The sequence below is a fragment of the Pedobacter sp. ASV12 genome (assembly GCF_016429155.1).
Taxonomy (GTDB): domain Bacteria; phylum Bacteroidota; class Bacteroidia; order Sphingobacteriales; family Sphingobacteriaceae; genus Pedobacter.
On record NZ_JAELUC010000329.1, the window covers coordinates 1 to 407 of the forward strand.

A 407-nucleotide genomic window follows, 5' to 3' on the forward strand; every position below is an offset into this window, starting at 1 on the left:
CCGTGGCGCTATCGGTTTTTTACTTTATTGCCTTGCTAAGAAACATCTTTAAGTTTACCGATTATCCCAACATTGCCGAATGGTTAAAGATTGGGCTTTTCTTGTTTGAACTGGCCATCATTTTTTGGTATCTGTATAAAGCGTTAAATAACCCAGGGCTTTTTAGAAATATCGATTCAAGGTTAAAGCTGGTGCAGCATATCGTTTCGGAAGAAAAAGATAATGGGCAATTGGTGGCTGAAAAAGAATATAACGAGGAACTGCTGAAATTAAGGAAATACATGCTGGACTCAAAGCCGTTCCTCAACCCGGCCTTAACCATCCAAGATGTTGCCGATGAAGTGCATATTCCCGTTCGTGATTTGTCGGTTTTGATCAACCATAAACTAGGACAGCATTTCTACGAT

Annotated in this window: 1 pseudogene; it reads left to right on the forward strand. The window is 40.0% G+C overall.

Annotated elements, in window-relative coordinates:
- Positions 1-407, forward strand: a pseudogene (locus JHD69_RS20540) (helix-turn-helix domain-containing protein); the annotation flags it as partial.